General features: G+C 31.9%; 3 protein-coding genes. All 3 read left to right on the plus strand.

Features of this window, described 5'->3' with window-relative positions; genetic code table 11:
• Nucleotides 1–2,130, plus strand: a 2,130-nt coding sequence (locus AACU95_RS11120) for a hypothetical protein (RefSeq protein ID WP_161737063.1), incomplete at its 5' end; no start/stop codon positions are given.
• A 244-nt stretch (nt 2,131–2,374) separates the two neighbouring features.
• Nucleotides 2,375–2,983, plus strand: coding sequence for a 2OG-Fe(II) oxygenase (locus tag AACU95_RS11125; protein WP_004242697.1), 609 nt, complete (start codon nt 2,375–2,377; stop codon nt 2,981–2,983).
• 223 nt (nt 2,984–3,206) lie between these two features.
• Nucleotides 3,207–3,764, plus strand: a complete 558-nt coding sequence (locus AACU95_RS11130; protein ID WP_004242698.1) for a TorD/DmsD family molecular chaperone — start codon at nt 3,207–3,209, stop codon at nt 3,762–3,764.
• Nucleotides 3,765–3,919 lie beyond the last annotated feature (155 nt).

Genomic DNA, 3,919 nt, shown 5'->3' on the forward strand with positions numbered 1-3,919 from the left:
CCATTAAAATCAAAAGATAAAATATTAGCGATAAAACCGGTGTTAAATAAAATCCAACTTGTGGTTGATAAAGGTAATAAAATAAAAATATATTACTTTGATCCTCTGCATATTTTTGCATTAAAAGATTATCATTATGAAATCACTCGTTTAACTCAAGAGCCACCGTTATCTTTTTATTCAATGGTTGGAGAAAATAATTATAAAAACTATCACTCAGGACAGCCATTTTCTACTCAAAAAATAGGTAATTTTAGTGCTAAAAATATTCCCTTTTTTTCGTCGGCTATTGATAATGCAAGGGTTCACTTTGATAGAGCAAAACAACAATATGCATTAAAAAAATATGGTGCAATGGTAAAAGATATCGCGAAAAGTTTTGATCCTGGTTTTAGAGGGATGTTTTCTACTATAAAAGCTATAGTTAATTCTGCTACATTACCGAGAACAATTAAAACAGATGCTTTAAATGGTGTAAAAAAGGTGATTAAACATGATTATAATCTGCTTAATAAATATATTACCGGAATTAACAATGGTAAATCTCAAGGTGAGGTTGTTTATTCTTTAGTAGAACAATTAAATGATAAAGAGAGCATTACAATTAGCCAGTATAATGATATCCGTGCATTCTTTGGTATTAGTGCATTTCATTTATCTCAAAATATTGGTGTGAGTGCGTTTCTTTTAGCTAATTTTGCGAAAACACATGCCCTAACAATTTCAAAAAATAAGCAAGATGAAGTTGTATTCTCATTTGTAAATAAAATGGATGCAGGGATTGCTACGGGCTTATCTGCTGGGATTATGAACAATGAACAAAAATGGAGAGAAGGGGCGTTTAATTATGGTTTTGTAACACCGTTAATGGCCACTGTGATACTCGATTATCATTATGAAAAAAAATCTAATTTTTCATTTAAAATTCAACCAAAAGATTTAGTCGAATTTATTAATCAAGGGGTATCTCTTACAGAAAGTGAACTTAAGGATAATGCAACGCTGGAATTTAATAGAACACAAAACGCGTCATTAGGTGTTGAACTTAGAAGTGAAGTCAGTTTTGATGTGGGAGTTTCTGCTAATGAAAATATAGAATTAAATTTACCGAGAAATGCGGTTGGTGCTAATCTCTCTTTAAAAATAATAAATGTCATTCACAATATAAATAAATTTATTGGTCATGGAGAGACCAAAGCAAAACAGTTGGAAAAAAATGTTGATGTTGAGTATTTTAGCGGAAGTTTTGAATTATACCGAGATTTAAAATTTACACCTTCAGCGACAAAAGCATCGCATAATATTCACTGGTATCCATTGACATCATTGAAAAGTTTTGAAGTCATGTTAGAAAAAAAAGTTAATTCACTATTTAAACATAGAATTTATGATGGCAAAATAAAACAAGACAAAAAAGAATTTGAAGCACATAAAAATAATTTAAAAGGACTTTATAAAAGAGTACTTAAAATAAATAACCTATTTGATAAATACCCTGTTCAATACGATGTTAAAAGAAGTATAAATAAACTTGATCATGTTTATTTACAGTTGGATGCAAATAAGAAATTAAAAAACAAACTAAATCCACAATTGATGGAGAATGATCTTTCTCTCAAGAGTGATGTAATAGATAACTCAATAGATCTAGTACACAATAATAACAGAGTACAACAATTCTTAGCTGATTTAACAGAAAAGAAAAAAATACTTTCTTCACAGAAAAAAAATAATATGAATGAAAAATTTAAGCCATATTTTATTTCTAAATATCAGCTAAATAGTGAGGGGAGAGTGCGTTATTCAGTGCTTGAAACTCAACTGGAAGAGCTTATCAATGAAGTGAAAACAGATGAAAATCTAACAGTTAATGATATAAAAGATAAATTAGATAATTTCTATAATAATGCGAAACAAGAGTTAAATAATATTGAATACCAGCTTAATTCAATAGATGTGATGTCTATAAGTGAACTCGCCGATAAAGCAAAATCATTTCCTCTTGCTTTTTTACGATTAGAAAGCAAAAAGTCTATTATGCATCATCAAGTTAAAGGTGAAATTAATTTTTTATATGATAAATATGAAAAGCAATTGGAGAAAATAACCACTAATTATTATTTTCATTAAACCATTTGTTTTTCTTATCTTTATTTGGGGTGATGTGTAACGTATATATTATTATTCAATGTTTTTTTGGTTTTTTACAATAGATCTCTATGGAATAATATCTTATATTTCAATGTTATTTTCTTTTTTATAGAATTTAGTTCTAATAAATTCATGTAATCGAAAGGATAAGTTTATTAGATTGTCATTTGGCCTAATATGGTGCTATAAGATAGTTTCCCCTGTTAATCAGACAATATGACTAATGAATATAGCAAGTCTTCTTGAACAAATTGCAGATAAAGGTTGGTGTGTATGGGATGATTTCCTTACACCAGAGGCGGTTAAACAATTGCGTGCTTGTTTTGGTAATGATGCACAACAAGCACGTATAGGACGTCATGAAAACCTATTAGCAGAAACCACGATACGCAGTGATAAAATTCGTTGGCTAGAGCCGCAAATGGGAGAGCCAGTTCAACATTATCTTATGCAGATGGAAAGCATTCAACGAGCAGTTAATCGTGAGTTCTTTTTAGGGCTGTTTGAATATGAAGCTCATTTCGCTTGTTATGAAAAAGGTGCTTTCTATAAAAAACATCTTGATGCATTTAAAGAAAATGTCACAAGACGTTTAACGACAGTGTTATATCTTAATGATGAATGGACACCACAAGACGGTGGAGAGCTAGTTATCTATGATCTGGATGATAATCAATTGGCGACAGTCGCCCCTCAAGGTGGTCGTTTAGTGGTTTTTCTTTCAGAACAATTTCCACATGAAGTATTACCTACTCATAAAGAAAGGATCAGTATTGCAGGGTGGTTTCGAGTTAATGGTGTCAGAGATAATTTTCTCGATATCGCCAGCTAAATGATGCAATAAAGTGTTATTGTCGTAATAGAAATAGCATGGGATTAGGCGCGTTTCTTATATTAGGCTATATAGCTTAATGATAAGAGCGCGCTTTTTCTGTTATTAATGACTGAAAATAATGTGTAATTAATGGAATAGAGTGAAAAGAGAATAAAGAAAATTGTTGATTTTCTGGTGGTTAACAGGACAATAAAACCAAACTTTATGGGGTAAAAATAGAATGAATGAATTTTCGATTGTCTGCCGTTTATTAGGTACATTATTTCAACGAGCACCGAGTGATGCTATTTTAGCACCGATCATAACCATGATAGCGGAAGATAAACTAAGCCAATTATGGCCATTAGAGCAAGATGAGCTGTTCAAAACGTTAAAAAGTAGCGTAGCTGATTTAGCGGCAGTAGAAGCTGACTACCAATCGCTTTTTGCTGACCCAATACCCGCAGTATCTCTTTATGCACATGATTACGGTGATATAAAAGAGCAAGATATTCGTCAATTCTTAGTCACTCGAGGTATGCCTGTCACCGGATCAGCGACAGATAGCTTTGGTGCGCTGTTACTTGCGGCTTCTTGGCTTGAAGATAATGCCGCACAAGATGAAGTATTAGCACAAACACAGTTATTTGATAACTATCTATTACCTTGGGCGGGAACCTTTTTAGGTAAGGTTGAAGCGCATGCTAAAACAAATTTTTATCGTACTTTAGCAGCAATTACGCGTGGTGCACTTTCTGCATTACGGGAAGAATTATCAGATGAAGAAAACGAAAAATAAATAATTAAATCCTATAATAAAAACGTTGATGTTTTCAACGGCACCCTAGAATAGCTATCTTATTTGGGTGCCGTTCCGCTTATTGCGCATGTTATGGCTAGAAAATAATTAATTTATATCAGCATTAATCCTATGACTCATCATCATGATTAATA

Origin of the sequence: Proteus sp. G4415 (assembly GCF_963896075.1) — a bacterium.
Classification (GTDB): domain Bacteria; phylum Pseudomonadota; class Gammaproteobacteria; order Enterobacterales; family Enterobacteriaceae; genus Proteus; species Proteus mirabilis.